Consider the following 16,983-nt stretch of genomic DNA (forward strand, 5'->3'; position numbering starts at 1 on the left):
TTTTTTAAAAAAAGTCGAATCTAGACACAGGACCAATTTTCTAATTTATACAAGTAAACGTTTGATTTGCATAAATTAGAAAATTGGTCCTGTGTCCAAATATGGAAAATGGAATTATTTTAAAATTAATTTAGCCCTAAAGCCGCGACTAGCATAGTAGGAATCTGCACCGTTGTGATAAATAAAGGTTGTATCATAACGTCGATCACCAAAAATTGCACCACCAAGTTGGCGGATGTTATCAGGTGTAAGTAACCAACTAGAAGTTTTAAGATCGACAGCTTGGATTTCTTGCAGTGCATGATAGTCATTTTCAGTTAAGAGTTCTACTTGCCATTGCTTACAAATTTCACAAACACTAGAAACAGGTGGGAATTTTTTTCTACTAACACGAGCAGATTTATCGTAACACAAGCTTCTGCGTTCTTTAGGAGATTCTTTACAAAAATCAATAAAAACAATCTGGTTATTGATCTCAGTAACATCAGGTTCTCCCCCACTAGTTTCAAGGTAGGATAAGCTAGAAATCTTCTCGGAATCATTTTCTAATAAAGACGCGATTTCATCCCATTTTATATTAGGATGACGATAAATATTTTTATTAAAACGATTTTCTAAAGTTTTAAATAAGTCATCTTTTGAGATTAAGTTATCAATAATTTTTTCCATAATAGTTTACCTATGTTTTTTTTCTTGCTTTTCTAGTTGTTTCATACGTTTTTTGTAGAAATACGCAGTAAATACTATTGTTAATAATGCACACAATACAATAAAATCAACGAAAAACATAACTAAAGTAATAACAGCACTAGCTTCACTAATGATTAACCATGCAGAAACTCCAATACAAATGAGGCTTAATATTAGTAAAATGCTAAAAGCGATAGTAGCTTTCTTCTTCAAGTTATTCACAATAAAAATATCATCCTTTACAAGCTTGATATGAAATATTATATCAAATTTATGAAGCAGTGCTACAATAGACAGTAAACAAACAAGAAAAATAATAAATGAATATGGTAAAATATAAATGAGTATATGGTGTGTGATCTATTAATTTTTTATTAGTATTTGTGATTTTTTAGAACAAATAATAGTGAAAGGTGAATTTTTAAAATTCATTAGAGGACGAGTTTATGTTAGGAAGAAAAAATATAAAATTAAAAAGAGAGAAACTTTATGATAGAAAACAAATTTATGGTTTGAAAAAACTATCAATAGGGACTGTTTCAGTTCTTTTAGGAATGTCATTTATCATTTTTGATGCTCACACAGTTTCTGCAAATACAACAGATACAGTGCAAGAAACTGAAAATACAAATAATATTGATACAGTAAATCAAGAAAAAACAGTGACATTAAAATCAAATGAAACTTCAGCAATTAATGCAAGTGAAACAAATACATCTGTTAGTACAAATGTTACAGATAAATCAACGAGTGACGAAATAAAAACACTCTCAAATACTTCGAGCACTGCTGAGAATTCTATCAGTACAGAAAATGTAAATAGTAGAACGGATAGTTCTGAACCGGTAAAAACGACAAATAGTCTAACTAACGCAAATACTGCTGAGCCAACAGCAAATGAAGCACCATCTAATTTGCAAGGAGTACGTCCAACTGTTGAGCCAACACACACTGATACTTCATCAATTGATGCTAATGGCTTTACTTTATCTCTTAATCGTTCAACTGTTGGTAACGATGGTGATGCTGGAAAGGATTTAAATATAGTATTAACGGGTACCTTCCAACCAGGGGACATCTATACTATTAAGGTCCCAGTAACTAGCTTTGGGATTAATGATAGTGCTTATACACCTGAAAAATTAAATGGTCAGGCTGAAATTGTTAAGTCTGATGAAATCATTGATGGAGAAAAATACAAGGTATATAAAGTAATATCTAGTGGATCATATACAGTTACAGACGGACTTAGAATAGTAGTTCCAGATGGCAATAATTATGCTGGACAGCCTAATGTAAATTCTTCAAATCATTTGGATCCCAATGGTCCAATTAAGAGACAAATATTTTGGAGTTATCAAAACAGTGCTGATCCAAGTAAGGTAATTAATAATTATCCACTGGAGTTTACTTCAATTGTTCAGACTTCTATGGCCCCAACTATTCGTCAAGTTAAGCCAGATCCTAAGTATGTAAAAAATTTACGAGTAGACACGAGATATGATTTTGAAATTGACATCAATCAGCCTACAGGGGTAGGAGACAGTGGATATGGTTCAAATAAGGTTAATAATACTCAGAACTTAGGAACAACAATTACAGTTCCAGTACCTGGCAATTTTCTCCTTGATCCTCAAGCAAGTATGGATGCTAGCAAGCTAGGATCTAACAGTGGCGTGACTTTCACTCAAGATAAAGCTGGCGGTGATGTAATTATTACAATTCCGGCTGGTTCAGGAAGTCAAAATTACCAGGACGATACAGGTTATCATTTAGTAGGTAAGTTTATACAAACAATAGAGCCATTTGGTAAAAGAGATTACAGTGCAAATGGATTAATTACTGTTGATCAAAAAATAAGAACTACTAATGGAGAAAAAGATTTAACCGCACAAGTTAATAATCCGTGGACAGTAACTTTAGTTGGTCCTAAATTTACTCCTCAAGACGGTCAATTTGAAGTAGTAATAGCTGGAAACAATACAGCTAAGCAATTTACTCAAAGTCAGCCAACTAGAGTCGTAAATTACTTTGGATTTCAAAATTCTACAGCTATTAGTTACACAAATAGTTTGCACATCGAGGCAGCATTCCCAGATGGATTAGATGTAACTGGGGTAAAGACTCCTGGAATCAATAATACTATGCGTCCAGGAACCACATCATATGCATATAATATTGAAACTAAGAGTGGCAAAATTTTATCAGGTGTAGTTAATGCAGGAGAGACAATTCTTGCGCCAACAGGTGAATACATTCTTAAAGTAGATATAATACCTAATTATGTAGAAGTAGGTGCCTCTACAAAATATGGCGGTGCTGTAGATAATATTATTAAAGATAATGTCGGAAACAGACAAGCAGATGATCCAGATATTTTTGAAGCATTAGGGACATTATCAGATGCAATGAATACCATGGCAGTAATTCCGCCTGATACAGTATTAACGACTAAGTTAGCGGTATTTTCACCAGACTTTAATAACAATACCTACTATACGCTTAGTATTGATCAAAAAGTTCAGGGATTGGATCAGTTGAAGGCATCAATTGGTGCATGGAGATATCAAACTAAAACAATGTATAATCCAAAAAATACAGATCCTAACTATTATGGAAAGTTTGATACTCACAGTTATGGAACGGGATATACAACTGATAGAATCTATGAGCCTATTATCTACTATGTTTTACCTAAGTATTTCTCCTATGGGCTTGGTTGGAATGGTGTTCAATTAAAAACAACAGATGATAGTGGAAAAGTAATAGTTCCTAAATATTCAACCTACGTAGTTGATGGGCGACAGGTTATAAAGTTTGACTACACAGGTACTGGATATAGTTTGTATACTCAAAATCAATCCACTAATCAGATATTTATTATGATGGATCCAGATGCAGTTGCAGGCAAATATCCGTATGATGTATATATGTATACTCGAACAGGATTAATTAATTACAATACAAAATATACAAGTTCGAATGTTACAGATTTAGTAAATCAATATACTGGAAATGTGATGACAAGTAGTATTCCAGGAAGTTTATATAAACTAAATACGATTTATGGAAATTACTTTGTGGTTGATAAGCAAATTATCACTTATGTACCGGTAACATCACAAGGGAATCAAAATCCTAAGTCAGTTCTAGTAGGTACAAGTGATGATAAGGGAGATAACACTTTAAGTTACTACCTTAATATCGCCAACTATGATAGTAATGATCTTAGTGCAGCTAGATTGTTAATAGATTTACCACAAAAGAGTGATGGGGCAAGTAGCTATGATGTTCATTTATCAGGACCAGTTGTGTACGATAAGAGTTATGGTAATTTATCAGAAAATGCGTATACTATTTTATACTCAACTAATACACAAGACTTACCAAATTCTTCAGTTAAGGGTACACAAACAAGTTTAGAAGGATATATACCTGCTGATCAAGTAACAGATTGGTCGCAAATTAAATCAATTATGGTTGTATTTAATGAGTCAATTCCTAGCCAAAATTATGTAGGACGTTTCATTGTTAAAGGGACAGATCCAACTTTCAAAGAAGATGCTGGAAAGATAGGGTATATTAAAGCTGCTCTTACTGGAGATAATTTCTCACCATTTACTGTCAATAATAGTGGAATTAAGATTCAAGGAACATCGACTGTTACAGCACGACTACATTATCAAGATGAGAATGGGGTTGACAAGTACATTGATATTCCAGCGATGACAAAAACTTATTCAGATAATGTTGATACCCTTAAAAGTAGTGACTTTAGTGCAAGTAGTGTCCCAGCAGATATGATTCCAAAAGGATACGAGGTATCAGGCTCGCCACAATTAATTATCATAAATAAAGATGATGTAAATAATGCAGCAAAATTTGATAGTTTAGTTAAATACTATTTTGATGGGGATATTGTGCAATTTGAATTATCAGAAATTGTAACTACAGAAATTAAGAAAGTAACACAAAATGTTTACTATATCTATGACTCTAGTTCTGCTAAATATCAAGTTGGAGGTACCAACCTTGATAACGTTATTGTTGTTAATGGGCAGAAAGTTTCTCCAACAACCGTAACATATACTGTTACACGTAAAACTCATCAAGCTTCTGGAAAGAAGGAATATATCGTAGTAAACGATGAAACTGGTGAAGCATTAACGGTTGATAGTAACGGTAACTTTGTAATTCCAGGAGTTACAGCAATTCCTAGTTTGTCGGGTTATACAGCAAATGGACTTGATATAACTAATGCGAAAAGCAATACTAATTTTAATATTGATAATCAATTTCTAGCTAATACTGGAAGTGAAATAGATCTAAATAAGACGATTGCGTACACACCAAATAGTCAAAACTTGTCATATAGAATGTATAATACGACACAAAAGAAGTGGATTGCTGATAATCCAATTCCATTTATGACCGGAAAGACAGACGATACAGTTAATGGAGGAATTGATGCTTTTGATAAGAAAATCCATGATTTCTTAATTCCTAGTGCTTATATTCTTAATAGAGTTAACTATTATGATGTAACAACTGGTAACTTTGTTGATTTTACAGATGAACCTGGAACTGAAGGAAATTATGTTTTAAAAGTACCAGCAAACTTTAATAGTGATAACAGTAAAAATATAATTACTTTGTATGTAAGCGACCCAATATCATACAGTGCAGAAAATAAAGTAGTTACACGTACAATCACTTATCATGATAAAGATGAGAATAACGCGTTAATTAATACTGCTAATGCGAATATTAATAAGGATACTTATCCAGATACTACTACCGATACAATTACGTTTACACGTTATAAAGTAATTGATCAAGTTACGGGAAATGTTCTAGGCTATTACAAGCCTAGTCAGATGGAATCAGTCAATGGTAAGTTAGTCCCTAAAGCTGGGGAAGACTATATTCCATATACCAGCGATACAGCTAATGCAAGTTCTGCTTTCGAAATTTTGGTTAATGGTGCTTATACTACAAGTGCGAAATTTGGAGATGTTACACCTTATGATTTAACTAAATATGGATATCAGCCAGCAGTTGATATGAATGGTAATACTCTAACCATAATTACTGGTAGAACAGTGCAAGTAACTACAAGTAATTTTGAAGAACATGTCTTCTATAAACATCAATGGGCTAATATTAACCCTAATACTAAGCCACAAGAAGGGCAGAAAGTAGATAGCACAGATAATAGTCCAGTTTATCCTAAGAATTCATATGATTTAGAAGATAGTATTAGCACTGTTAAACGAATTATTCATCACGTATATGCAATAGGAACTAAAATTGATGGAGTAGACGTTAGCAGAAAGCCAGTCAATGGACTTAATGATACAATTCAGATGATAACTTATTATCAAGATGCACAAATTGATTTAGTAACAGGTAATATTAACTATCTGGGAACTTGGAAAGCTGTGAAATCAGAAACTACGCAGAATGGAGTCACAACAATAACTCCAAATTACAATCAATTTACAGCGGTAACTTCTCCAGAAATTGATAATTATAAACCGGTCCAATCTACCATAGATGCGTTGACACCAAATAGACAGGACAAAACTTTAGATGTATATGTAATCTATGTGCCAAATACAACTTCAGTCGTGGTAAATTATCTGGATCAAGACAATGCGAATGGTGTAATTTTTGCTAAAACTTTGAATGGATCTCATGGTGATAAAATTGATTACACTACTACTGATGAGATTAAGACTTTAGAACAAAAAGGCTATGAGTTAGTTGATGATGGTTTCACCGATCAAACTGGTGATAAATACTATGATTCATCTAAATCACAAACTTGGACAGTTTTATTGAAACATAAAAAAGTAAAAATTACAGCTGATGATCCACATAGTAGTGATGAAAATCTTACTACTCCAGATGGCGGCTATCAACATAATTATCCAAGTGGTATAAGTGAGCAAGATTTAAATACTACGGTTAGTCGTGAAGTTGACTTTAAATACAATCAAGGTGTTTACCGTAATGGTACAGATGTCAGTGGACAGCAAGCAGTTGATGATAATGGAAACTTGATTGAGAATGTTGTGCAGAAGGTTCCTTATGTAAGAACTGCAACAATAGATTTAGTAAAATTAGCTGATAATAATCAAGCTAATACTGCAGTTACTTATAGTAATTGGGTAGCTAAAGATGGAGACAGTGGTGATTTTGCTTCATTTACGGTGCCTGAGATTAAGGGATATCATGCTTCAACGCCAATAGTACCTGAAGTGACTCCAATAAAGGATATTCAAGGAAAGCCACAAAATGCAAAGAACTTGACTGTATTATATGATGCTGAAGATCGAACTATTGAAATTGTCTTTGTAGATGGAGATGGAAATGTTGTTGAACCACAATATCCAATTACTGGTAAAACAGGCGAGACTGTTCCAGTAACTGATGGAGAGGGTAATCCAATCAAACCTCCAGAGGGTTGGAAATATAAGTATCCAGATGATCCAGATAAAGTGGTTCCTGGAACAATTACTTTAACCCCAGATGGAACGCCAGAACTTAAAATTCCAATAGAACATGCAACGGTTAGAGTTGATCCAAATGATCCACATGAAGCAAATACAGGAGAGGATCCTGATAATTCAATTAGACCATATCCAGCTGGTGTTGGTAAGGATGATTTGAACCATACAGTTACTAGAACAATAATTGTTCATATGCCAGACGGTACAACTAGAGAAAAGAAACAAGAATTGCTTTTCCAACGTTGGGCAACTGTTGACGAATTAAATGGGAATGTTACTTATGATCCATGGTTACCTAAGAATGGGACAACTTTTGAAGCTGTACAAGCAGAAGATGTTGTTGCAACACCAAGTGGTTATACTCCTGGACAAGGAGCCCCAATGGTAGAAGGAATAACTGAGGAAAGTGAAGATTCAACTTTTGATATTGTATATACTCCTAATGATCAACATGCAAGCTTGATAATTTTAGATGATGATATGCTTGTTGATGGTAAGCCAAAAAAGATGTTTGAAATATCTGCAACTGGTAAATTCGATACATTCATTAATTTTGATGGATTGGACAATGAAATTAATGAGTTGAAGTCTAAAAATTATCAAGTTGAAAATAATTTTAATAAGGAAACTAAATATCAGGCAGATGATGCAAATAACAAATTTGTTATTCATTTATCTCATAAGAAAACCGTTGTTGGGGGCGGGCTTTCTGTTAGAGAAAAAATTTCTTATATTTATGTTGATAATAACAATGATAAACATTCTATTGCAGATGATTATATAACTGATGTTGGAAGTAGAGTGACATTTACTCAAACAGGTACGTTGGACTTGGTAACAGGTAAATACGTTTGGAATCATGATTGGAAAGTTGAAAATAATAAGTTTGATACTGTTTCTAGTCCAGAAATTCAGGGATATGTAATTCGTCAAGGTATGGAAGAGATTCCTGCACAAGTGGTTTCGATATCTGAGAATGGTGCTATTACAGTTAATGATGATAAGTTGGGCGGGAAAATTAGTAAAATTTCTGATGATGGTTCAACGGCAACTTATTTTGTATCATACGAGATGTATTATGATGCAGCTGACCAAAAGACAACAGTTACTTACGTGGACGATGATTTATCTGGAAAAGTGGTTGGTTCTATACGAGAAATTACAGGTAAAACATTTGAAAGTGTAGAAACTAATATTACTAATCCAGATAAAGATAAGTATGAGATAGTAAATGAGAATCAAATTCCAAATGAGATTGTATTTGGAACAAATGGCTATCCAGCTATAACTGTTCATTTGAATCATAAGCATAAAAAGGTAACTAGAAATAAGACGGTAACTAGAACAATCCAGTATCAAGATGAAAGTGGCCAAGTATTAAAACAAGTAGACCAAAGTTTGAATTTTACACAGAGTGGAAATAAAGATTTAGTAACAAATCAGGTAAGCTGGAACAAAGTTCCAAGTCAAAGCTTTGAAGAAGTAAAGACACCAGAAAAAGTAGGCTACACTCCAGATAAAGCTGTTGTTCCAAGTGAGACAGTAACATTTGATACTGAAGATTACACAGAAACTGTAGTATATAGAGCAAATGAACAAAAAGGCAAAGTAGTGTATGTGGATGATGATAAAGACGGCCAAGAAGTCAAGCAAGGTAGTATATCTGGCAAGACAGGAGAAACCGTAAAGGTTATCCCAGAAGTGCCAGAGAATTATGAGGAAGTGGCAGGAAATCCAACGGATTACACCTTCCCAGAAAATGGTACTGATGAAAGTAACGTAGTGACAATTCATTTGAAACATAAACATGAAGCAGTAACTAGAGATAATACAGTAACAAGAACAATAGAGTACCGAGATGAAAAAGGTAATCTACTAAATACCAAGAGTCAAAGTCTAAAGTTCACCCAACCAGGCGATAAAGATCTAGTAACAGATCAAGTAATCTGGAGCACAGATGTCCCAAGTCAAAGCTTCGACGAAGTGAAGACACCAGAAAAGGCAGGCTACACACCAGATAAAGCTGTTGTTCCAAGTGAGACAGTAACATTTGATACTGAAGATTACACAGAAACTGTAGTATATAGAGCAAATGAACAAAAAGGCAAAGTAGTGTATGTGGATGATGATAAAGACGGCCAAGAAGTCAAGCAAGGTAGTATATCTGGTAAGACAGGAGAAACCGTAAAGGTTACCCCAGAAGTGCCAGAGAATTATGAGGAAATGGCAGGAAATCCAACGGATTACACCTTCCCAGAAAATGGTACTGATGAAAGTAATGTAGTAACAATTCATTTGAAACATAAACATGAAGCAGTAACTAGAGACAACGTGGTAACAAGAACAATAGAGTATCGAGATGAACAAGGTAATCTATTAAATACCAAGAGTCAAAGTCTAACATTCACCCAACCAGGCGACAAAGATCTAGTAACAGATCAAGTAATCTGGAGCACAGATGTCCCAAGTCAAAGCTTCGACGAAGTGAAGACACCAGAAAAAGCAGGCTACACACCAGATAGAGCTATTGTTCCAAGTGAAACAGTAACATTTGATACTAAAGATTACACAGAAACTGTAGTATATAAGGCAAATGAACAAACCGGTCGAGTAGTATATGTGGATGATGACAACGGTGGACAAAAAGTCAAGCAAGGTAGCATATCTGGCAAGACAGGAGAAACTGTAAAGGTTACTCCAGAAGTACCAGATAATTATGAGGAAGTAGCAGGAAATCCAACGGATTACACCTTCCCAGAAGATGGCACTGATGAAAGTAACGTAGTGACAATTCATTTGAAACATAAACATAAAGCAGTAACTAGAGATAATACAGTAACAAGAACAATAGAGTACCGAGATGAAAAAGGGAATCTACTAAATACCAAGAGTCAAAGTCTAAAGTTCACCCAACCAGGCGATAAAGATCTAGTAACAGATCAAGTAATCTGGAGCACAGATGTCCCAAGTCAAAGCTTCGACGAAGTGAAGACACCAGAAAAGGCAGGCTACACACCAGATAAAGCTGTTGTTCCAAGTGAGACAGTAACATTTGATACTGAAGATTACACAGAAACTGTAGTATATAGAGCAAATGAACAAAAAGGCAAAGTAGTGTATGTGGATGATGATAAAGACGGCCAAGAAGTCAAGCAAGGTAGTATATCTGGTAAGACAGGAGAAACCGTAAAGGTTACCCCAGAAGTGCCAGAGAATTATGAGGAAATGGCAGGAAATCCAACGGATTACACCTTCCCAGAAAATGGTACTGATGAAAGTAATGTAGTAACAATTCATTTGAAACATAAACATGAAGCAGTAACTAGAGACAACGTGGTAACAAGAACAATAGAGTATCGAGATGAACAAGGTAATCTATTAAATACCAAGAGTCAAAGTCTAACATTCACCCAACCAGGCGACAAAGATCTAGTAACAGATCAAGTAATCTGGAGCACAGATGTCCCAAGTCAAAGCTTCGACGAAGTGAAGACACCAGAAAAGGCAGGCTACACAACAGATAAAGCTGTTGTTCCAAGTGAGACAGTAACATTTGATACTGAAGATTACACAGAAACTGTAGTATATAGAGCAAATGAACAAAAAGGCAAAGTAGTGTATGTGGATGATGATAAAGACGGCCAAGAAGTCAAGCAAGGTAGTATATCTGGTAAGACAGGAGAAACCGTAAAGGTTACCCCAGAAGTGCCAGAGAATTATGAGGAAGTGGCAGGAAATCCAACGGATTACACCTTCCCAGAAAATGGTACTGATGAAAGTAACGTAGTGACAATTCATTTGAAACATAAACATGAAGCAGTAACTAGAGATAATACGGTAACAAGAACAATAGAGTATCAAGACGAAAAAGGTAATCTATTAGATACCAAGAGTCAAAGTCTAACATTCACCCAACCAGGCGACAAAGATCTAGTAACAGGCCAAATAGTTTGGAACACAGATGTCCCAAGTCAAAGCTTCGACGAAGTGAAGACGCCAGAAAGGGCAGGCTATACTCCAGATAAAGCTGTTGTTCCAAGTGAGACAGTAACATTTGATACTGAAGATTACACAGAAACTGTAGTATATAGAGCAAATGAACAAAAAGGCAAAGTAGTGTATGTGGATGATGATAAAGACGGCCAAGAAGTCAAGCAAGGTAGTATATCTGGCAAGACAGGAGAAACCGTAAAGGTTACCCCAGAAGTGCCAGAGAATTATGAGGAAGTGGCAGGAAATCCAACGGATTACACCTTCCCAGAAAATGGTACTGATGAAAGTAACGTAGTGACAATTCATTTGAAACATAAACATGAAGCAGTAACTAGAGATAATACAGTAACAAGAACAATAGAGTACCGAGATGAAAAAGGTAATCTACTAAATACCAAGAGTCAAAGTCTAAAGTTCACCCAACCAGGCGATAAAGATCTAGTAACAGATCAAGTAATCTGGAGCACAGATGTCCCAAGTCAAAGCTTCGACGAAGTGAAGACACCAGAAAAGGCAGGCTACACACCAGATAAAGCTGTTGTTCCAAGTGAGATAGTAACATTTGATACTGAAGATTACACAGAAACTGTAGTATATAGAGCAAATGAACAAAAAGGCAAAGTAGTGTATGTGGATGATGATAAAGACGGCCAAGAAGTCAAGCAAGGTAGTATATCTGGTAAGACAGGAGAAACCGTAAAGGTTACCCCAGAAGTGCCAGAGAATTATGAGGAAATGGCAGGAAATCCAACGGATTACACCTTCCCAGAAAATGGTACTGATGAAAGTAATGTAGTAACAATTCATTTGAAACATAAACATGAAGCAGTAACTAGAGACAACGTGGTAACAAGAACAATAGAGTATCGAGATGAACAAGGTAATCTATTAAATACCAAGAGTCAAAGTCTAACATTCACCCAACCAGGCGACAAAGATCTAGTAACAGATCAAGTAATCTGGAGCACAGATGTCCCAAGTCAAAGCTTCGACGAAGTGAAGACACCAGAAAAAGCAGGCTACACACCAGATAGAGCTATTGTTCCAAGTGAAACAGTAACATTTGATACTAAAGATTACACAGAAACTGTAGTATATAAGGCAAATGAACAAACCGGTCGAGTAGTATATGTGGATGATGACAACGGTGGACAAAAAGTCAAGCAAGGTAGCATATCTGGCAAGACAGGAGAAACTGTAAAGGTTACTCCAGAAGTACCAGATAATTATGAGGAAGTAGCAGGAAATCCAACGGATTACACCTTCCCAGAAGATGGCACTGATGAAAGTAACGTGGTAACAATTCATTTGAAGCATAAACATGAAACAGTTACTAAAGACAACGTGGTAACAAGAACAATAGAGTACCGAGATGAAAAAGGTAATCTACTAGATACCAAGAGTCAAAGTCTAACGTTCACTCAATCAGGCGATAAAGATCTGGTAACAAACCAAGTAACTTGGAACACAGATGTCCCAAGTCAAAGCTTCGACGAAGTGAAGACGCCAGAAAAGGCAGGCTACACTCCAGATAAGGCAAGCGTAACAGCTAAAGAAGTAACAATTAATGATAGCAATACGACAGAAGTTGTAATATATAAAGCTAATATCGTAAATGTGGTAATTAATTATGAAGACAACATGGGAAATAAGCTTGCCGATACTGGAACTGTATCTGGTAAAGAAGGAAATGAGTTTACTACTCAAGCCTTAGAAATTGCTGGTTACCACTTAATTTCTGAGAGCAAATTGGTTCATGGTATTTTTGGTAAGACTTTAGAAATTACCTTTGTATATGAGAAAAATAGTACAGATTCTACAAAGAATACAAACCAAGTTGATAAGAACGATAATAACGGTAAGGAAAGTAAAGTAGAAACTAAAACTAAGAAGTCCAATGATTTCAAAAATACTATTAACTCTAAAGATAAAGTGAATACTAAAGTATCAAGTCAAACATTACCACAAACTGGTGATCAAAAAGATAATACTACTAGTTTAGTAGGATTAATCTTAATGAGTTTAGCAGGTTTATTCGGATTTAAACGCAAGAATAAACGTGATAACTAAATAATTATAAAAGACTAATTTATTGGAAAAATCACAAAGTTAATAAAATTATGTGATGATTAACAATAGGTTAGTCTTTTTTAATTTGATTAAATAGGCATGTTAAGCTTGTAATCATTTTGTGATAACAATAACAAATATAGATCTTCATAAATTTTTTTGAACTTAATTTAAAGTTATAAATATTGATAAGTCGGCATTATATGCCATAAAATCTATTGTGCAAAAAAAAACAAAATTAACATTTTAAAAAAATAAGGTATAATAAAATTGTAAGCGTTATATAAAATAAAAATAAGTTCGGAAAATATCGCTAATTTTTAAGGAGGTTTTCAAGATGGCTGGTATTGATTTTGATAAATTAAAAAACATCGTTGATGACAAGTTTGAAACAGTTCGTGTTCTCGATAATGATGGAAATGTTGTTAACAAGGATCTATTTCCTGATTTAAGTGATGAACAAATTGTTGAATTATTTAAGAAAATGGTTTGGTCTCGTGTCCTAAACGAACGTTCAACTAAATTGAATCGTCAAGGACGTCTAGGTTTCTTCGCACCTACTGCAGGTGAAGAAGCTTCTCAAATTGGATCAGAATTTGCAATGGAAAAAGAAGACTATATCCTTCCAGCATACCGTGATGTTCCACAATTGGTATTACATGGATTGCCTTTATACAAAGCATTCTTATGGTCACGTGGTCATGTTGATGGAAATAAATATCCTGAAAACTTCAATGCACTACCACCACAAATTATTATCGGTGCTCAATATGTTCAAGCTGCAGGAATTGCTTTAGGTTTGAAGAAAAAGGGTTCTAAGAATGTAGCTTATACATACACAGGTGATGGTGGTACTTCTCAAGGTGATTTCTACGAAGGTATCAACTTCGCAGGTGCATTTAAAGCTCCAGCAATTTTTGTAGTACAAAATAATGGATACGCTATCTCAGTTCCTCGTGCAAAACAAACAGCTGCTAAAACATTAGCTCAAAAAGGTGTGGCAGCTGGAATTCCATTTGTTCAAGTAGATGGAATGGATGCACTAGCAATGTATTCAGTAATGAAAGCTGCACGTGAATATGCAGCAGCTGGTAACGGTCCAGTATTAATTGAAACATTAACATATCGTTTCGGACCACATACTTTATCTGGTGATGATCCTAAGCGTTATCGTACAGCTGAAGAAGAACAAGAATGGAAAGAAAAAGATCCATTAATTCGTATGCGTACTTACTTAGATAAGAAGGGTCTATGGTCTGAAGAAAAAGAAAAGGCATGGACAGAAGAAGTAAACAAGGAAATCGATGAAGCAATGGTTCTAACAGAAAAAGCACCTAAGCAAAAAGTTAGCGAATATCTAAAGAATGTCTTTGTTGATACACCTGCAACTATTCAAGAACAAATTGATAAATACACAAAGAAGGAGGCTGAATAACCATGGCTAAAACAACAATGATTAAAGCTATTACAGCGGCAATGGATGAAGAATTAAAGCGTGATGACAAGGTCTTAGTATTTGGGGAAGACGTTGGTAAAAACGGTGGTGTTTTCCGTGCAACTGATGGACTTCAAGAAATTTACGGAGAAGATAGAGTGTTTGATACACCACTTGCTGAATCTGGTATTGGTGGTTTAGCAGCAGGTTTAGCCTTCACTGGTTTTCGTCCAGTTCCTGAAATTCAATTCTTTGGTTTTGTTTTTGAAGTAATGGATTCAATTGCAGGACAAATCTCCCGTGAACGTTATCGTATGGGAGCAACTCGTAAGATGCCTGTTACATTTAGAGCTCCATTTGGTGGTGGGGTTCATACACCTGAACTTCACTCTGATAGTTTAGAAGGCTTGATGGCTCAAACACCAGGTTTACGCGTAGTTATTCCATCTGGTCCATATGATGCTAAGGGACTGTTAATTTCAGCTATTCGTTCAGATGATCCAGTTGTATTCCTAGAACATATGAAATTATATCGCTCAGTTAAAGAAGAAGTTCCAGATGAAGCATACATCGTACCATTGGACAAAGCAGCAGTTAAGCGCGAAGGTAGTGATGTAAGCATCATAACATATGGCTACATGGTTCAAGAAAGTTTGAAAGCAGCTGAAGATTTAGCTAAAGAAGGAATTAACGCTGAAGTTGTTGATTTACGTACAGTATCTCCACTTGATGAAGAAACAATTTTAGCTTCTGTTAAGAAAACAGGTCGTGTGGTACTTGTTCAAGAAGCACAAGCACAAGCAGGAATTTCTCCAGCGGTAGCTTCATTAATTGCAGAAAAAGGTATTCTTTCATTGGAAGCTCCAATTGGTCGTGTAAGTGCACCTGATACACCATATCCATTTAGTGAAGCTGAAAGTACATGGTTACCAAATAAAAAAGATATCGTAGAGAAAGTTAAAGAAGTTGTGAACTTCTAATTTGGAGGGTGAAATAATGAGTAAATATCAATTTAAATTGCCAGATATCGGTGAAGGTATTGCAGAAGGTACAATTGGCGAATGGCATGTTAAGCCTGGTGACAAGGTGGAAGTTGATGGAGATTTAGTTCAAATTGAAAATGATAAATCTGTTGAAGAAATTCCTTCTCCAGTTTCAGGTACAGTAACAAAAATATTGGTTGAAGAAGGCGAAACTGCTGAGGTTGGTCAACCATTGATTGAATTAGAAGTTGCAGAAGGAGAAGGCAATGTAGCTGACGATGCTCCTGCTGCAGAAACTGAAAAAGAAGAAAAAGTGGAAGCTGCACCAGCACCAAATACACAACCAACTCCACAAGTTGCAGATCATAGCTTACCAGTTCTTGCAATGCCAGCAGTTCGTCGCTATGCACGTGAACAAGGAATTGACTTGAAGTTAGTACCAGGTTCTGGTCGTCATGGTCAAGTATTAAGAAGTGATATTGATGCCTTTAAAGCTAATGGTGGTGCAGTTGCTGCTGCCCCTGAAGGAACACCAGCTGTGGAAGAAACAGCACCACAACCAGCTCCTAAGTTACCTGCTGGAGATGCTCAATGGCCTGAAACACGTGAAAAGATGTCAGGCATTCGCAAAGCAACAGCAAATGCAATGGTACGTTCAGTATCTCAAATTCCACATGTGCATGTCTTTGATGAAGTGATTGTTGATAAATTATGGGCACATCGCAAGAAGTACAAGGAACTTGCTGCAGAACGCGATGTTCGTCTAACATTCATGGCATATATGGTAAAAGCATTAGCCGTAGTTATGAAAGAATTCCCAATCTTCAATTCATCCGTAGATATGGATAAGAATGAAATTGTTTATAAAGATTACATCAATGTAGGAATTGCTACAGATACAGATAGAGGATTATTTGTTCCAAATGTAAAACATGCTGATAGCACAAGCCTATTTGGTATTGCTAAACAAATTACTGAAAACACAGCTAAAGCTAAAGATGGTAAATTAACAGCCGGTGATATGAGTCACACAGGTATGTCAATTACAAATATCGGTTCAGTAGGTGGTGGTCACTTTACACCAGTAATTAACTGGCCAGAAGTTGCTATTTTAGGTATGGGTCGTATTACTGATGAACCAGTTGTTGTTGAAGGTGAAGTAAAGATTGCTAAAGTCTTGAAGTTATCTTTGGCATTTGATCATCGCGTAATTGATGGTGCAACAGCTCAACGTGCAATGAATCGCTTGAAAGAATTATTAAGTGACCCAGAATTGTTATTAATGGAAGGATGATAG

The 16,983-nt window shown here is 35.4% G+C and carries 6 protein-coding genes; 4 read left to right on the forward strand and 2 right to left on the reverse strand.

The annotated features are described in order from the left end of the window. Window positions 1–114: 114 nt before the first annotated feature. Both PTA89_RS00820 and PTA89_RS00825 read right to left on the reverse strand, forming a co-directional pair. Complete coding sequence (locus PTA89_RS00820) at window positions 115–669, reverse strand: DUF4256 domain-containing protein (RefSeq protein WP_250200812.1); 555 nt, start codon at window positions 667–669, stop codon at window positions 115–117. 6 nt (window positions 670–675) lie between these two features. Beyond that, on the reverse strand, window positions 676–912 hold the full coding sequence (locus PTA89_RS00825; protein ID WP_003704979.1) for a hypothetical protein: 237 nt from the start codon (window positions 910–912) through the stop codon (window positions 676–678). A 224-nt stretch (window positions 913–1,136) separates the two neighbouring features. On the opposite strand from PTA89_RS00825, the gene PTA89_RS00830 reads away from it, so the two are divergent. The 4 genes from PTA89_RS00830 (at window position 1,137) to PTA89_RS00845 (ending at window position 16,980) form a co-directional block, all read left to right on the forward strand. Then, window positions 1,137–13,268: a mucin-binding protein gene (locus PTA89_RS00830; RefSeq protein ID WP_324177256.1), complete on the forward strand. Its 12,132-nt coding sequence runs from the start codon at window positions 1,137–1,139 to the stop codon at window positions 13,266–13,268. A 337-nt stretch (window positions 13,269–13,605) separates the two neighbouring features. After that, complete coding sequence (gene pdhA, locus PTA89_RS00835) at window positions 13,606–14,703, forward strand: pyruvate dehydrogenase (acetyl-transferring) E1 component subunit alpha (protein ID WP_003700825.1); 1,098 nt, start codon at window positions 13,606–13,608, stop codon at window positions 14,701–14,703. 2 nt (window positions 14,704–14,705) lie between these two features. Then, complete coding sequence (locus PTA89_RS00840; protein WP_003700827.1) at window positions 14,706–15,683, forward strand: alpha-ketoacid dehydrogenase subunit beta; 978 nt, start codon at window positions 14,706–14,708, stop codon at window positions 15,681–15,683. Window positions 15,684–15,699: 16 nt separating this feature from the next. Next, window positions 15,700–16,980 carry a 2-oxo acid dehydrogenase subunit E2 gene (locus PTA89_RS00845; protein WP_324177257.1) on the forward strand — a complete coding sequence of 427 codons (1,281 nt, stop codon included), beginning with the start codon at window positions 15,700–15,702 and terminating at the stop codon, window positions 16,978–16,980. Window positions 16,981–16,983 lie beyond the last annotated feature (3 nt).

It is taken from the genome of Ligilactobacillus salivarius, assembly GCF_035231985.1.
GTDB lineage: Bacteria > Bacillota > Bacilli > Lactobacillales > Lactobacillaceae > Ligilactobacillus > Ligilactobacillus salivarius.